Annotated in this window: 16 protein-coding genes and 1 pseudogene; 8 read left to right on the plus strand and 9 right to left on the minus strand. The window is 65.7% G+C overall.

Annotated elements, in window-relative coordinates; genetic code table 11:
* The 4 genes and pseudogenes from JYA52_RS04905 to JYA52_RS04920 all read right to left on the minus strand — a co-directional run.
* Window positions 1–318, minus strand: a pseudogene (locus JYA52_RS04905) (HNH endonuclease signature motif containing protein); the annotation flags it as partial.
* Window positions 319–633: 315 nt separating this feature from the next.
* Window positions 634–1125 (minus strand): hypothetical protein, encoded by a 492-nt coding sequence (locus tag JYA52_RS04910; RefSeq protein WP_205652087.1) that lies wholly within the window; start codon window positions 1123–1125, stop codon window positions 634–636.
* Between the two features lie 119 nt (window positions 1126–1244).
* The gene (locus tag JYA52_RS04915) at window positions 1245–1508 is read right to left on the minus strand and encodes a GlsB/YeaQ/YmgE family stress response membrane protein (RefSeq protein WP_205652088.1); all 264 of its coding nucleotides are present in this window, start codon (window positions 1506–1508) and stop codon (window positions 1245–1247) included.
* Window positions 1509–1653: 145 nt separating this feature from the next.
* Window positions 1654–2484 (minus strand): aldo/keto reductase, encoded by an 831-nt coding sequence (locus tag JYA52_RS04920; RefSeq protein WP_205652089.1) that lies wholly within the window; start codon window positions 2482–2484, stop codon window positions 1654–1656.
* Window positions 2485–2569: 85 nt separating this feature from the next.
* Between JYA52_RS04920 and JYA52_RS04925 the strand changes: the two genes are divergently transcribed.
* Both JYA52_RS04925 and JYA52_RS04930 read left to right on the plus strand, forming a co-directional pair.
* Entirely contained in the window at window positions 2570–3406 is an 837-nt protein-coding gene (locus tag JYA52_RS04925) for a CDP-alcohol phosphatidyltransferase family protein (protein ID WP_205652090.1), read from the plus strand.
* 2 nt (window positions 3407–3408) lie between these two features.
* Complete coding sequence (locus JYA52_RS04930) at window positions 3409–3618, plus strand: hypothetical protein (protein ID WP_205652091.1); 210 nt, start codon at window positions 3409–3411, stop codon at window positions 3616–3618.
* 13 nt (window positions 3619–3631) lie between these two features.
* Here JYA52_RS04930 and JYA52_RS04935 read toward each other — a convergent pair whose 3' ends face one another.
* From JYA52_RS04935 to JYA52_RS04950, 4 genes are all read right to left on the minus strand, one after another.
* Window positions 3632–4603, minus strand: coding sequence for an aldo/keto reductase (locus JYA52_RS04935; protein WP_205652092.1), 972 nt, complete (start codon window positions 4601–4603; stop codon window positions 3632–3634).
* A gap of 43 nt (window positions 4604–4646) precedes the next feature.
* On the minus strand, window positions 4647–5477 hold the full coding sequence (locus JYA52_RS04940) for an aldo/keto reductase (RefSeq protein ID WP_205652093.1): 831 nt from the start codon (window positions 5475–5477) through the stop codon (window positions 4647–4649).
* Between the two features lie 441 nt (window positions 5478–5918).
* Window positions 5919–6128 carry a dodecin gene (locus JYA52_RS04945; RefSeq protein WP_078029066.1) on the minus strand — a complete coding sequence of 70 codons (210 nt, stop codon included), beginning with the start codon at window positions 6126–6128 and terminating at the stop codon, window positions 5919–5921.
* Window positions 6129–6203: 75 nt separating this feature from the next.
* Window positions 6204–6920 carry a FadR/GntR family transcriptional regulator gene (locus tag JYA52_RS04950; protein ID WP_205652094.1) on the minus strand — a complete coding sequence of 239 codons (717 nt, stop codon included), beginning with the start codon at window positions 6918–6920 and terminating at the stop codon, window positions 6204–6206.
* A 161-nt stretch (window positions 6921–7081) separates the two neighbouring features.
* Here JYA52_RS04950 and JYA52_RS04955 point away from each other — a divergent pair, with 161 nt between their 5' ends.
* The 6 genes from JYA52_RS04955 (at window position 7082) to JYA52_RS04980 (ending at window position 12954) form a co-directional block, all read left to right on the plus strand.
* Entirely contained in the window at window positions 7082–8563 is a 1482-nt protein-coding gene (locus JYA52_RS04955) for a four-carbon acid sugar kinase family protein (RefSeq protein WP_205652095.1), read from the plus strand.
* A gap of 80 nt (window positions 8564–8643) precedes the next feature.
* Entirely contained in the window at window positions 8644–9546 is a 903-nt protein-coding gene (locus tag JYA52_RS04960; protein WP_205652096.1) for an NAD(P)-dependent oxidoreductase, read from the plus strand.
* A gap of 173 nt (window positions 9547–9719) precedes the next feature.
* Window positions 9720–10595 carry a class II fructose-bisphosphate aldolase gene (locus JYA52_RS04965; protein WP_205652097.1) on the plus strand — a complete coding sequence of 292 codons (876 nt, stop codon included), beginning with the start codon at window positions 9720–9722 and terminating at the stop codon, window positions 10593–10595.
* Window positions 10596–10721: 126 nt separating this feature from the next.
* The gene (locus JYA52_RS04970) at window positions 10722–12038 is read left to right on the plus strand and encodes an acyltransferase family protein (RefSeq protein WP_205652098.1); all 1317 of its coding nucleotides are present in this window, start codon (window positions 10722–10724) and stop codon (window positions 12036–12038) included.
* Window positions 12035–12388: a GNAT family N-acetyltransferase gene (locus JYA52_RS04975; protein ID WP_205652099.1), complete on the plus strand. Its 354-nt coding sequence runs from the start codon at window positions 12035–12037 to the stop codon at window positions 12386–12388. The genes JYA52_RS04970 and JYA52_RS04975 overlap by 4 nt, the downstream gene beginning before the upstream one ends.
* A gap of 293 nt (window positions 12389–12681) precedes the next feature.
* Window positions 12682–12954 (plus strand): hypothetical protein, encoded by a 273-nt coding sequence (locus JYA52_RS04980; protein ID WP_205652100.1) that lies wholly within the window; start codon window positions 12682–12684, stop codon window positions 12952–12954.
* Window positions 12955–13005: 51 nt separating this feature from the next.
* On the opposite strand, the gene JYA52_RS04985 is transcribed toward JYA52_RS04980, so the two are convergent.
* Window positions 13006–13422 carry a hypothetical protein gene (locus tag JYA52_RS04985; protein WP_205652101.1) on the minus strand — a complete coding sequence of 139 codons (417 nt, stop codon included), beginning with the start codon at window positions 13420–13422 and terminating at the stop codon, window positions 13006–13008.
* Window positions 13423–13648: the final 226 nt, after the last annotated feature.

The raw sequence follows: 13648 nt of genomic DNA on the forward strand, positions 1-13648 counted from the left end.
CCTTAGCCGCGTCTTGAGGAACTCCGCGGTGTTCCGGCACCCGTCATCGGCCGGATCGAAAACCGGGCCCGCGGAAACCGCTGGTCCGGGCGCCGAGGGTTCGGGCGCCGCCGGTTCGGTGCCCCAGCCGGTGGTCCAGCCCGTGGCCTTGCTCGCAGGGCCGGCGGCGTTGATCGCGGCGATGCGGGTCCGGTCGACGGCCGCGGCGGAGAGCAGCTGCAGATGCTCGACCCGGCGCGAAATCTCCTCGGCCACGTCAGCGAAGTCCGCAGCCTCCCGGAAACCGGCCAGCGCCAGCTCCCCGGGCGCGGAGTCCACCGCCGCTTCCAACAGCGCCAGGCAGCGCCGCAGATTAACGAAAGCACCGCCGTCGGACGAAGGAGTGTCCGCAACGGCGGTGCTGGAATTTTGGTCAGGAGTTGGAGCTCCTGATCGCGGGACGCTGTAAATCAGGCCGGTACGCGGGGCGGGCATTCCTGTCCACCCCGCCGTACCAGTTCTGCGACCCCCAATGGCTTCCATAGGAATACTGTGCCAGAGGGGTCCGACAATTTATCGGCCCCAACTTCGGTGCCAACTTCGGGAACCGCGTGGGCAACCGAATGGCTGGAATGCCGGGATGCCGGGATCGCGCTAGGGCCTCTTGGCGTCCACGTTGGTCGCGGCGCCGGCCTCCGTTGCGCCACCTTCGCCGGACCAGTCCTGGCCAGTGGCATCATTCAGTGCAGGATCGGACTCCACGTCCGAAGTGCCGAGGTTTACGGTTTCCGGATGAGTGCTGTGGGCCGGAACGTGCGCGCTGTCTGAAGTGCCGCCGTCGGACGCTGTGCTGGCACTCGAGCCCGTGACGCCCGAGGCGGTGGTGCCTGACTTCGAGGAATCGCGGTGCATTGCCGAGCTGAGCACGGTCCCGGCCCGACGTGCTGCCTCTGAGAGCTGATCGCTCACCTCAGGCGCCTTTTCCTTGACCACTTCGGTGGCCGCGGAGACTTTGTCCTGGACGGGCTTGCTGTCCCAGATGCTGGTGGCACGGGCCTTGAGTTTGTCGTACGCTGCCCGGCCGGACCTCGATCCGAGAACGTAGCCCGCAGCAATTCCGGCGCCGAAGAGAAGTTTGGATTTCATGATGAACTCCTGCTCTTGAGAGGGATAAGTACGATGTGGAAAATTCAGCTGGCAAAGGCATCAGCTATGAAAACGGCCCCGGGCAAAAGTCCCGGGGCCGGTTTCCAGCCGCGCTCCGGCTAGCGGACGCTGCGCCGGGTGATCATGCCATAGACGAGCAGGACGACGATCGCCCCGCCAATGGCCAGCAGCCAAGTGGACAGTGAGAAGAATTCGTTGATTCCCACCCCGAAGAGTGCGCTGCCGATCCAGCCACCGAGAATTGCTCCGACAACGCCAAGCAGCAGCGTGATGAAAATGCCGCCGCCCTGTCGGCCGGGGAGGATCGCCTTAGCAATGGCTCCGGCAATGAGGCCCAGAATCAGAAATGCGAAAAAACCCATTTTTATCGTTCCTTCTTCTTCATAAAGGAGGCACCCGGGTTGCCGGGTACGCTTCGTCCTTCTCCCTAATACTAAACATGCTTACTATTTTTCTGCCAGTTGGTTCCTGAAGAAACCTCCTTGGTCCGGTTCGTTTCCGCGGTTCTCAATGGCCCTGTACGTCGGAATTCACGCCGGACTCCGGCCCTTCATCAAGCGTGTCGATGGCTGCCAGGTCTTCCTCGTCCAAGGTGAACCCAAAGACGTCGATGTTCTCCTTCATCCGTTGCGGATTTGCCGACTTTGGGATGGCCACCAGGCCTTGTTGAACATGCCAGCGCAGCACCACCTGACTCTCTGTTTTGCCGTGTTTACTCGCGATCCGGCCCAGTACGGGAGCAGACAGCAGGCCCGAATGTGCGCCGAGCGGACTGTACGATTCGGTGACGATCCCGTGGTGCTCGTGATAGGCGCAATCCGCGGATCGCGTGACCGAGGGGTTGAGCTGGATCTGGTTGACGGCGGGAACCACGTCCGTGGCCCACATGAGCTGTTCCAGGTGGGAGGGCGTAAAGTTCGACACGCCGATCGAACGGGCCTTGCCGTCGGCCTGCAGCCGTTCAAACGTCTTCCACGTGGAGACGAACTCCCCTCGCCGCGGGAGGGGCCAATGGATCAGCAGCAGATCCACGTAATCCATCTTCAAGCGTTTCAGCGAGCCTTCGAGGCCGGCCACCGCCCTGTCATCGCCCTGGAAGTCACCATCGAGTTTGGTGGTCACGAAGACCTCTTCGCGGCTCAGGCCGCTCCTGCGGATTCCGTCGCCCACTCCCGCTTCATTGCCGTATTTAACGGCGGTGTCGATATGCCGGTACCCGGCTTCAACCGCTTGGACGACGGCGTCCGCCACCTCGCGATCATCCAGCGGCCAGGTGCCAAGCCCGATCTGCGGTATGCGGTGGCCATCGTTGAGCTCGATAAGCGGTGAGAGTGCCATGCCAAAAGTCTTTCCTATCAGCCGCCGTTTGCACAGGGCGTGTTGCCCTCAGTCTCCGCTTGTTAGGATGAGCGCGAGGTGGCAGATGAGGCTCCCAAGCAGGCGCCGCGCGCTGATGGATGCGGCAACGGCGATGGCTGGCTTTCTTGTGGCCGGAACCTGGCTCTTTGCCGTCTCCCATGCCGAATCCGGACTTCTCCTCTACGCAGGGCTGGGTGCCGGCGCCGCAGTCATGGGGAGCGCGGTCTTCACCATTCTCCGGCGCAGGCCGCCGCTGATCACCCCGGCAGATCGCGTGACCCTGGTCCGCGCCGTCCTCGTGGCGTGCTGCGCGGCCATGGCTGTGCCCGCATTTCTCGGCGCCAGTGTGCCCGGCATGCTGTTCATCGCCGTCGGCACCGTGGCGTTCTTGCTCGATGCGGTAGATGGAGCGGTGGCCCGGTATTTCGGCTGCGCTTCTCCTGCCGGGGCACGGCTGGATGTACAAACCGATGCAGCCCTGGTTCTCGTCTTATCCTGCGCAGCGGTAGGAAGCCATGGCCCGTGGGTTCTTGCCATTGGGCTGATGTGGTACCTGTTCGCGGTGGCTGGCTGGATCCGGCCCGCCCTGAGGGGAACTCTGACCGCGAGCAGACTGCGCAAGGCCATTGGCGCTTACCAGCCCTTTGCCTTTCTGCTTGCGCTGGCGCCCGGCACGCCGCACGGAATCGGCATGGCCGCACTGGCCCTCGCGTTGGTTTCGCTGTCGGCATCATTCAGCCGGGACATTGTGGAGCTGGAGCGGAACCTTATACGGCACAGCAGGCACGGCCCTCTGGACTCCATGGCACGGCGCTGGTATCCCTTGGGTGTGACCCGGCAGGGGGACAGGCACCGCGGCCCTGCCGGGAGGCGGGCATTCCCAACAAGCAAAGGATCCTGAACATGAGTGAAACGCCCGACGAATCCAGGCAGGACTCCCCGGAGGATCAGCAACAGAAGACTCCGCAGGGGTTTCCCTTCGACCCCGAACAGGACCCGCCGCAGGAGGAACCTGCAGTTCCTCCGCAGGGCTCCCCGGGGCCACCCACCGGACCTGACGGCCAGCCTGATGAACCCGCCTTGGAGGACCCGCAGCGCCCGGAAGCTCCCTAGCTAGCGGTATCCGTCACCATGCATAGTCCTCGGGTGCCGTGAGGTATCCGGGGAAGATGCTGTCGAGGCGCTTAAGCGCATCCTCCCCGAGTGCCACGCCCAGGGACCGGATGGCGGCGTCGAGCTGTTCCTGCGTGCGGGGGCCAACGATCGGGGCGGTCACAGCCGGCTGGTGCAGGAGCCATGCGAGTGCGACCTCACCTGGCTCGTGGCCGAGTTCCTCTGCGAAATCCTCGTAGGCCTCCACCTGGTCGCGGTGCTTCGTCAGGGTTTCCAGCGCCCGCCCCGCAAGCCGCCGGACGCCGTCGCGCTCCTTCTTGAGTACCCCGCCCAGAAGGCCGCCGTGCAGGGGAGACCAGGGAATGATGCCGAGCCCGTAGTGCTCTGCAGCCGGAATGACTTCCAGCTCCACGTTCCGGGTCAGCAGATTGTAGAGGGACTGCTCGCTGACCAGTCCGGTGTAGTTGCGCCGCACGGCGGATTCCTGTGCCTGGGCAATGTGCCAGCCGGCGAAGTTGCTGCTGCCGGAATACAGGATCTTGCCCTGCTGTACGGCCACCTCAACGGCCTGCCAGATTTCGTCCCAGGGGGTGTTCCGGTCCACGTGGTGAAACTGGTAGACGTCGATGTAGTCGGTCTGGAGTCTCTTCAGGCTGGCATCGAGGGCCCTGCGGATGTTCAGTGCCGAGAGTCTGGACTCGTTGGGGCGGTCGGTCATGGTGCCGTAGACCTTGGTGGCCAGGACGGTGCGTTCGCGGCGCTCGCCGCCTGTGGCGAACCAGCGGCCGATGATTTCCTCGGTCCAGCCGCGGTGCCCTGCACCGCCGTAAACGTTGGCGGTGTCGAAGAAGTTGATGCCGTGGTCCTGTGCGGAATCCATGATCGAGTGTGCTGAGGACTCGTCGGTGTGCGGGCCGAAGTTCATGGTGCCGAGGCAAAGCCGGGAGACGTTCAGGCCGGAGCGGCCCAGATGGGTGTACTGCATGGAACCTTCCTCGATTCAGCAGCCGGAAGCCGGAGCCGGAGTCCTAGAGCTGGCTGTGTTCAGCGGTGGCGGGATCCCCGCCTACGCGGTTACCCGATTCCAGGGCATCGATTGACTGAACATCCGCGGCGCCCAGACTGATTGACGCGGCCGCGAGGTTTTCCCGCATCCGCGCCGGCGAAGAGGACTTCGGAATCACGATCGTGCCGGCCGCGAGGTGCCAGGCCAGGATGATCTGCGCTGGAGTGGCATCCCGTTCCCGGGCCAGCGCCGTGACGGCGCCGGCATCGAGGTCCGCGCCCTGGCCCAGTGGGCTGTAGGCCTCGACGGCGATGCCGAGCGAGCGGCACTTTTCGGCCACTCCCGCCTGCTGGAACGTGGGATGCAGTTCGATCTGGTTCACGGCGGGAACGACGCCGGCCTCCGCCAGCAGGACGTCCAGATGGTCTTCGAGGAAGTTGGATACGCCCATGGCGCGGACCTCGTTGCTGCCGTAGACCTTTTCCAGCGCCTTCCATGCATCTGTGTAGAGTCCCTGCGAAGGCACGGGCCAATGGATCAGGTAGAGGTCCACGTAGTCCAGTCCCAAGGCTTTCCGGCTGTTCTGGAACGCCTCGAGCGCGTTGCCCTGTTCGCCGTTCCGCAGTTTGGTGGTGATGAACAGGTCTTCGCGGGGGAGGCCGGAGGCGGCGATGGCGGCTCCTACCCCGGCCTCGTTGCGGTACGCCGCAGCGGTGTCGATGTGGCGATAGCCGGCCTCCAGGGCCTCTTCGACGATCCGTTGGGTGTCTTCCGGCGGCACCTGGAAGACGCCGAACCCGAGCTGGGGGATGGTGATCCCGTTGTTGAGCGTGAGTTGCGGCACCTGTGACATGGCGGAGCTCCTTGTGATCCTGGTCTGAAAACGGGGGCGGCTGTGCTGCTGCCCAGACAGGGGGCGGGATTCTGGCCATCCGCCCATTGGGTCCCGGCCGTTGCCTTCCTAGCCTTGGAGGAGACCTTCTTCGACCACCAAGGATGACATTCAACGATGAAACGCATCGCATTGCTCAGGGCACGCCAGGCGCCGTCCGCTTCAACCGGAACCCACTGCCCGGCCTCAGGGCTGTGGGCCCCGGACCAGTCACCCCAGGATGTGCACACCTTCTTTGAGGGCCAGGTGCTCCCCGCATATGGGGGAGCACCCACCGTTTGGCGGCGCCGGGCGGCTGACCAGGAATCATGAGGCCCGTTGCGGGGCGGCAGCAGGCCCCGCCGGGACCTGGGATTGAACTACGGGATTGAACTGTGGGCTTGAACTACGGCTGGGGCGCCGTCAGCGCTCCAGCCGGAAGCCGAGCTTGATGGTGACCTGCCAGTCGGCAACCTGGCCGTTGTCGAGGTGGCCGCGAATCTCCTTGACCTCAAACCAGTCGAGGTTCCGCAGCGTCTTCGCGGCTTCGGCTATTCCGTTGCGGACGGCAGCGTCCACGCCTTCGGTCGAGGTTCCGACAATTTCAGAAATGCTGTAGGTGTGATTAGACAACTTCGCTCCTCGTGATCGGCATCGATACCCGGCCGCTGGCCGTTCCTGCAGAGTATCGGAAGGAGAGTCCCGGGACTAGGTTTTCGGGGATAAGGCTTCCAGGACGTAGCTTCTGAGGTCGTCCAGGGTTTGCTGCATGTGGGCGTCCATCGCAGCCCGGGCACGCTGGGGGTCCCGCGCGGCCAGGGCGTCGAAGATGTTCTGGTGATGGCCGATGGCATGCTCCTGGATCTGCGGAACCTTCGAGGTTTCGGTGCGGCGTTTCTCCAGTACGCGGTGCAGCGGTTCGAAGAGGACGGCCACGAAGACGTTCTCCGAAGCCTGCAGGATTTGGTCGTGGAACGCGAGGTCTGCGGCAACGAAGCGGGGCACGTCATCGGCCTGATGGGCTTCCCGCATGTCCTCCACGCGGGAGCGGAGTGCCTCGAGCTCGGCATCGGTGATGCGCTGCGCCGCAAGTTCACAGGCGCCCGTTTCCAGCATCCTGCGCAGTTCAATGAGCTGGATGGCCGCTGCCGGACCGTTCTGTCCCTCCGACGCTGCCCGGAGCACCGCCTCCAGCGACGACCAGCGGTTCAGGGGGTTGACGAAGGTGCCGCGGCCGCGCTCCACGCTAAGGATGCGCTGCGCTTCGAGCGTCTTCATCGCCTCGCGGACTGTCATCCGGCTGACCTCGTGCCGTGCGCTGAGTTCCAGCTCGCCGGGCACGCTGGCGCCCGGCGGAAATTCGCCGGCAATAATGCGGTCAAGGAGTTCGTCGGCCACGACGCCCACCAGAGATTTCCGTGCCATTTTCCCCAATCAGCGCTCTCACATATATGTCTGACAAGTCTACTTGCGCACCCGCTGTGCTATATGCCACACTAGCATTCAAACGACAGATGTCTGACATCTGACAGCAGTAATCGCAACAGAAATATCCGCAACATAGTTTCGACACAACGGAGTGCACAGTGCCCCTTGAAGCAGACACCCTGGCCGCCTACCCGGCGGAGCTCGAGATCCCGGCGCAGCAGGTGGCCAGTGCGGTCGCGGCTTCCGCCGCGACGGCCCCGCGCGTGCTGGTGGTCCTCGACGACGATCCCACCGGAACGCAGTCAGTCTCCGATCTGCCTGTTCTCACCCGGTGGGCAGTTGAGGACTTCACCTGGGCCCTTCATCAGGGTAAGGCCGCTGTTTACGTGCTGACCAACACGCGGAGCCTGGATCCGGCCGAAGCTGCCGCCCGCAACGAGGAAATCGTCCGCAATGCCCTGGCAGCCGCCCGGAACGGTGAAGGGGAAATCCACCTCAGCTTCGTCAGCCGCAGCGATTCGACGCTTCGCGGGCACTTCCCGCTCGAGCCCGATGTCATTGCCGCCACCGTGGCCGCCGAGAGCGGCGAGGCGACGGACGGCGTCGTCATTGTCCCGGCCTTTCCCGACGCCGGACGCGTCACCATCGGCGGCGTGCACTACATGCGCGGCACGGGAAACGAGGCCGGCCAGCTCACTCCTGTGGCGGAGACGGAATTCGCAAAAGATGCGACCTTCGGCTTCGTTAACTCCGAAATGGCCAAATACGTCGAGGAGAAGTCGCAGGGCCGCTTCTCCGCGGACTCCGTCATCGTGCTGGACCTGAACATCATCCGGGCCGGTGCCGCCACGGGCGATGCTGATGTTTCCGCGAAGGCCATCGCCGACGCGATCGAACCCGCCGCAGCCTCCACTCCCATCGTTGCGGATATCGTCACGGAGAATGACCTGCGCGCCCTTGCCCTCGGCCTGGAGGAAGCGGAACGCCGCGGAAAGAAGCTCCTTTACCGCGTTGGGCCGCCATTCGTCCGTGCCCGCATCGGGCAGGACATCCGGGCCGAGCTGACCGGCGAGGAGGCCTATGCCGGGAACGTTCCGTCGGAGGCCGGCGGCCTTATCGTCGTCGGCTCTCACGTGGGTGTCACCACGCGCCAGCTGAAGGTGCTGACGGATCAGCACAGCGCGGCCCGCATCGTGGAGATCGACGTCGAAAAGCTGCTGGGCGCGGAAGCGGACGCGTACCTGGACCAGACGGTGGATACGGTCGTCGAGGCCCTTCACGGCGGTGACGTCATCGTGCACACCAGCCGCCTGCTGATCAAGACGGACGATCCGGCCGAGAGCCTGCGGATCGCGCGCACCGTGTCCGCCGCCGTCGTGGCAGTGGTAAACCGGACGCTCAAGACATTCCCGCCGCGGTTCGTCATCGCCAAGGGCGGCATCACCTCCTCGGACGTGGCAGCCCATGGCCTGGAAATCCGGCACGCGATCGTCCGCGGCCCCATGCTGCCAGGCATTGTCAGCCTGTGGGAGCCGGTTGACGGCCCCGCCAAGGGCATCCCGTACATCGTGTTCGCCGGCAACGTGGGCGACGACGACTCCCTGGCCCAGGTGACCCGCAAGCTCAGCAACACTTTCTGATCGCCGCTGGTTGGCCCCAGACCAATCATCGGCCCGGATCAACCGGCCGCACAGCCCCAGACACTTCAATGGAGAACACCATGCCCTCGAACTACACAGTCACCGTCCTTGGCCTCGGCGCCATGGGACTGCCCATGGCCACGCGCCTTGCCACCCAGCTGACCGTCCACGGCTTCGACATTGCTGAGCCGCGCCTCCGGCTCGCTGAGGACGCCGGCGTCCGCACTTTTGCCTCGGCCCGCGCGGCCGCAGAGGACACGGACGCCCTGCTGCTTGCCGTCCGCAACAGCGAACAGCTCAATGACGTCCTCTTTGGCGAGAATGGCGTGGCCAGTGTCCTGAAGCCGGGTGCCGTCGTCATCCTCACCAGCACGGTGGGAACGGAAGCCATTCCTGACACCGTCGCGCGGCTGGCTGAATACGGCGTTGCCCTCATTGACGCACCGCTTTCCGGTGGCCCCAAGCGCGCCGGCGAAGGCGATCTGCTGATCGTGGTTGGCGCCGAACCCACGGCGCTCGCGTCCGCCCGGCCGGTCCTGGAACTGCTCGCCTCCACCCTGACCATTGTGGGGGACAAGCCCGGCGATGGCCAGGCCCTGAAGACCGTGAACCAGCTGCTGTGCGGCATCCACATCGCCGCCGCCGCCGAGGCCATGGCACTCGCCGATGCCCTTGGCCTCGACCAGGCCAAGACCCTCGCCGCCCTCGAGGCCGGTGCCGCCGGATCCTTCATGCTCTCCAACCGCGGCCCGCGCATCCTCGAGGCCTACACCGAGGAAGGCGCCGAGGTCCTGAGCCGCCTGGACATCTTCGTCAAGGACATGGGAATCGTAGGCAAGGCCAGCCGTGCTGCCGGCCTGGCCACCCCGGTTGCCGCCGCTGCCGAGCAGCTCTACCTGCTCGGCCAGGCGCACGGCCTCGCCGCGGCCGACGACTCCGCCGTGATCAAGGTCGTGGCCCCCACCAAGCGCACGGCCGACTAACCCTCGGCGTTGCATCCGGAACTCCGACGACGGCGGTCCCCCCTCCGGCGTCGTCGGCCAGCCGACCATCGAAATGCCCGCCGCCGCGGGCCAGCAGCAGTTGCACTGAAGGAGAAACCAACCTTGAACGCCGACCTGACCGCAAATATCCCGCTGGAACGGGCGGCGCTCTGATGCGCGCACAGCTCGATGAACTTGTCGGATCCGCCCTCCGACAGAGTTCCGCGGTCCCTGCCTTCACCTGCTACGACTTCACTACGGCCCTGGCGGTCGTTAGTGCGGCGGAAGAGGCCAGCCGCGGCGTCATCCTGCTGGTGGCGCCCAAGACAGCCGCCACCACCAATGGCCTCAGGCTCATCACCGCGCTTCGGGGACTGGCGGATGCCGCAGCCGTGCCGGTGGCTGTGCAACTGGACCATGCCTCGGACCTTGAGGTCATCACCGCCGCCGTCGCAGCCGGTGCCGACTCCGTCCTGGCCGACGGTTCGTCGCTGCCGTACGAGGACAACATCGCCCTGGTCCGCGAGGTGCGGGCCGCCCTCGACGCCCGGGGGAGCGCCGGCGTCGTCATTGAAGCGGAACTAGGCGGGCTCGCCGGCGACGAAGACCGCGCCTTCGGAGCCGGTGCGGACGGCGCCGCTGCCGGAAATGACTCGGCCGGCCTCACCGATTCCGCGCAGGTGGAGGACTTCGTGGCCCGGACGGGCGCCCAGCTGCTGGCCGTTGCCGTGGGTAACGTCCATGGCAAATACAAGGGCAAGCCTGAACTGCGCTGGGACGTGCTGCAGGACATCGCCGTGCGTACCCACATTCCGCTGGTCCTTCACGGGGCATCCGGCATTCCGGCTGAGGAACTCGCGAAGGCCGCGGCCATGAACGTCGGGAAGGTCAACTTCAATACCGAGCTGCGCACCGGTGTCCTGGCCACGCTGGAGGCGCAGACCGCCGCGCACCGTGCCGACGGCGAGAACCTTCAGGGCCTCCTGGTCCGCTGGAACGAGTCCGCCAAGGATTTCGCCACGTCGGCGCTGGCCATGCTGACCCGCTGACGCCCAGAAGGTTCTCCAACGGCTATGGCATGGCACGGTGCTGCGGCTGCTGGCACCCCGCCCCGCTCCGGCGGACAATGGACCTGACAAGGACGTTAGCCAGTTCCGCGTTCGGTGAGGGGCGCCATGGAGGGTTCATCGCAGCGGCCAGGGCCCGTCGACGGCACGGCCGCACCGGAGCGTGACCTGGCCATCGACCTGGCCCGGTTTGTCTGCCTGGCGCTGGTGGTGGTGGGGCACTGCATGATGGCCAGCCCCGTGCTGCACGCCGACGGCACGGTCACCACCGAAAATACCCTGGCCGAACAAGACTGGTTTGAGCTGATTATCTGGATCTTCATGGTGATGCCGCTGTTCTTCGTGACCGGCGGCATCACCGGGCTGCAGTCGTGGCGCCGGATGCAGGCCCGCGGAGGCACCGGCTACGAATTCGCCCAGACGCGGCTCTTGCGTCTCGTCAGGCCGGCAGCGGCGCTGCTGGCAGTGATGTTCGCGGCCCTGTGGGCCGCGCTGCTCCTTGGCGTAGATCCCCAAGTGGTGGAGCTGACGGCCAGCGGGGCCGGAATGCCGCTTTGGTTCCTGGCCGCATACCTCGCCGCGCAGCTGAACGTCCCGCTCCTGGCCGGACTCCATCGTCGCGCGCCGTGGCTGACATTGGGCGCACTCGCGGCGCTGGTCATCACGGTGGATTGTTTCCGCGGCGCCATGCCGCTCCTCGCCTACGTCAACATGCTCTTCCTGTGGTGCGCCGTGCAGCAGCTCGGCTTTTTCATGGCGGACGGATTCCTTGCCCGCCGCAGCAAATCGTGGCTCGTCGGGCTGATTGCTGCCAGTAACCTGCTGCTGCTGATCGTCACGGGCCTTGGCCTGTACCGGGACAACATGCTGGTGAACCTGAATCCGCCCAATTTCTGCCTGCTGTTGCTTGGCGTTTCCCAAGCTGCCACTCTGCAGCTCTTCCGGCCGGGGCTGGACCGGATCGCCGCCGTTCCCTGGTTCCGGACCGCGGTGGCCGTCGTCGGCCGACGCGCCATGACGGTCTATCTCTGGCACCTGCCCCTGCTCGCCGCCATGGCCGGGCTGCTCTTGCTCACTGACTTTCCCAAGCCTGCGTCCGCCACGGCCGCATGGTGGTGGTCGCGGCCGCTGGTGCTCCTTGGCGTCATCGCGCTGCTGCTGCCGGTCGTTGCCCTGTTCGGGCGGCTGGAGGAACGTCCGACGGCGGCCGCCCACTCGCGCGGGCGGCCTCCTGCCGCGGTACTCACTGCCGCCGTCGTCGTCTTTATCCCCGTGGCGGACGCCGCGTTCAATGGCCTGACGCTGGCCCTACTGGGCGGAGGCGCCGCCTGCTTCGCGCTGGCCGTCCTGCTGCTGGGTCGGGTGCCTGCCCGTGCAACGGAAGCATTGCCAGCCAGATCATTAAGTGCCAATGTCGAACCATGACGGAGAACACGGTATCCACCGAGGATCAATTCACCCCGGATGTCAGCACCTTCCGGAACGATAAACTCCACCGCTACGAGCTGCACGTTGGGGGAAAGCTTGCGGTGCATATCCGGTTCATGGACAAGCCCGGGCATGTCGACTTCATCCACACGGAAACGGCTGAGGAGTTTCAGGGCCAGGGGCTCGCCAACGTCCTCGTGCACTTCGCGCTGGACGACGTCGTGGCCGCGGGGAAGAGGATCATTCCGCACTGCCCGTTCACCGCGCGGTACCTTCGCCAGCATGAGGTCTACACACAGTGCATTGACTGGCCGGAGGAGGCAGCGCCCACGCTCCTCGGCACTTAACCGCCCCGGCGCGCGCAGCCTGGGCCGCGCGGGAGGCGAATAGCTCGGCCGCCGCTATGGTGCCCGGCTTGCAGACTTGTGAGCCCCGGGACATTTCCGTACGATCGGTCTGGGCTATGCAGTTGGCTTGCAGACTTTCTCCTGGAGAATTCTTTGAACCACAAACTGCTGCGCGTCCCCGTCCGAGCGGACCTTGATCCCGGACGTGCCACCCTCGAAATAGGTGGCTGCCTGACCCAGGCGAACTTTCCCGTGCTGCCTCAAGTGCCGTTCCGCGCCCAACGGCTCGCAAGATGAACGGGGACGATCTTGCCCGCTACCTCGACGAGTCCGTCGACCCGGCCGAGGCAGTCGCAGCCATGTCGGAGTCCGCGCTCGCGGAGTTGGCCGACGCCCTCTACCGTCAGCTGGACTGCCCCAGCCCCGCCTTCGGCACCCACTCGTGGTACACCCAGGTCACGGATGAACTCAGGCTGCGGCGCTTGACCGGGGCCAAGCCCGATGCCGCGGAACCCAAAGACCATGGCCCTGGCGGTTCAGCGGGCCGTGAGGTCCCGGCCGGCTAGCTGTACCGCCCAGGCCGGGTAGCCCGTCCGCTCCGCCGCGCGCCTTGTGGCCTACGACGGCGGGGGCTGCATGTCCCTGTTGCGGCGCCACTGGGAAGCGTGCCAGAACAGCAGGCCCATGACGCCCAGCAGCCCGGCAAACAGCAGGAAGGGCGCGAAGGTCATCCACATGTAACCCACCGGCGTGGATTCCGGTGACCCGGGCACGCTAAGCAATTCCTGGGCAATCGTGAATGCCGCGAAGGCCGCCATGATGAGGCCTGCGGCAACCGCCCAGAGCGCCACGATGAACGGGTTGATGGACAGCCTGCCCTGTCCGGCCGCCCCGCCCTCTGTCGTGCCCCATTGCCGCCTTGCGGGGCCGTAGGTGCCGGATCCGCCGTCGGCATGCTCGCGGCCGTAGCGGGCGGGGTGTCCCCGCGCGTCAATCTCCGTGAAGTTGATTGGGTCAGAGCCGGCGTCGGACATGTCCACTGCTTCCCGCCGTGCCCGGGTTTGCACTCCGGTGCACAGGCCTGTTGAAACCTTGGTTGGAACTCTACTCCGGAGGACTTCCGGCGGCCATGGCACCGGGATCCGGCCACCCTCCTGCTCTGCCGCTGGCAGGCCAACTTCCCATGCCGGGGCCTCCAAAACGGGCATTATGCGCCGTCGCCGAGCCGTCGGGAAAGTCAATTACGCCCGGGTTACCCGG

The organism is Arthrobacter pascens, assembly GCF_017052465.1.
GTDB lineage: Bacteria > Actinomycetota > Actinomycetes > Actinomycetales > Micrococcaceae > Arthrobacter > Arthrobacter pascens.

Coding starts and splice junctions, on each gene's coding strand:
- JYA52_RS04910 (WP_205652087.1), bottom strand. CDS start 1,125: ATGAAATCCAAACTTCTCTTCGGCGCCGGAATTGCTGCGGGCTACGTT.
- JYA52_RS04915 (WP_205652088.1), bottom strand. CDS start 1,508: ATGGGTTTTTTCGCATTTCTGATTCTGGGCCTCATTGCCGGAGCCATT.
- JYA52_RS04920 (WP_205652089.1), bottom strand. CDS start 2,484: ATGGCACTCTCACCGCTTATCGAGCTCAACGATGGCCACCGCATACCG.
- JYA52_RS04925 (WP_205652090.1), top strand. CDS start 2,570: ATGAGGCTCCCAAGCAGGCGCCGCGCGCTGATGGATGCGGCAACGGCG.
- JYA52_RS04930 (WP_205652091.1), top strand. CDS start 3,409: ATGAGTGAAACGCCCGACGAATCCAGGCAGGACTCCCCGGAGGATCAG.
- JYA52_RS04935 (WP_205652092.1), bottom strand. CDS start 4,603: ATGCAGTACACCCATCTGGGCCGCTCCGGCCTGAACGTCTCCCGGCTT.
- JYA52_RS04940 (WP_205652093.1), bottom strand. CDS start 5,477: ATGTCACAGGTGCCGCAACTCACGCTCAACAACGGGATCACCATCCCC.
- JYA52_RS04950 (WP_205652094.1), bottom strand. CDS start 6,920: ATGGCACGGAAATCTCTGGTGGGCGTCGTGGCCGACGAACTCCTTGAC.
- JYA52_RS04960 (WP_205652096.1), top strand. CDS start 8,644: ATGCCCTCGAACTACACAGTCACCGTCCTTGGCCTCGGCGCCATGGGA.
- JYA52_RS04965 (WP_205652097.1), top strand. CDS start 9,720: ATGCGCGCACAGCTCGATGAACTTGTCGGATCCGCCCTCCGACAGAGT.
- JYA52_RS04970 (WP_205652098.1), top strand. CDS start 10,722: ATGGAGGGTTCATCGCAGCGGCCAGGGCCCGTCGACGGCACGGCCGCA.
- JYA52_RS04975 (WP_205652099.1), top strand. CDS start 12,035: ATGACGGAGAACACGGTATCCACCGAGGATCAATTCACCCCGGATGTC.
- JYA52_RS04980 (WP_205652100.1), top strand. CDS start 12,682: ATGAACGGGGACGATCTTGCCCGCTACCTCGACGAGTCCGTCGACCCG.
- JYA52_RS04985 (WP_205652101.1), bottom strand. CDS start 13,422: ATGTCCGACGCCGGCTCTGACCCAATCAACTTCACGGAGATTGACGCG.